This window comes from Gilvimarinus sp. 1_MG-2023, from assembly GCF_030548285.1.
In genome coordinates this window covers 1-276 of the sequence record NZ_JAUOSC010000945.1, presented here as the reverse complement: position 1 = coordinate 276, position 276 = coordinate 1, and the positions used below count along the sequence as shown (strand labels likewise).

The following is a 276-nucleotide window of genomic DNA, read 5'->3' as shown; positions in this document are numbered from 1 at the left end:
CTTTCACACTTGTGTACCGCAATCAGGTCGCCATTAAAAATCCCGACGTTTTTCATGCTGTCGCCTTGTACTTCCAGCAGATAATCGGCACTTGGCTTGAAGAAATTGGCGGGCAAGCTGCAATATTCCTCGATATGTTCCTGGGCAAGGATCGGCTCACCGGCAGCCACGCGGCCAACGACTGGCAGGCCTTCCGGTTCCGTGCCGATAATCCGGATACCCCGGGAGGCACCGGGCATGATGGCGATTGCGCCTTTGCGTGCCAGTGCCTTGAGA

Annotated in this window: 1 protein-coding gene; it reads right to left on the bottom strand. The window is 56.2% G+C overall.

Annotated features, from left to right (window positions below; genetic code table 11):
- On the bottom strand, positions 1 to 276 hold a 276-nt coding region (locus tag Q4563_RS19655), incomplete at both ends, for a S24 family peptidase (protein WP_303605717.1).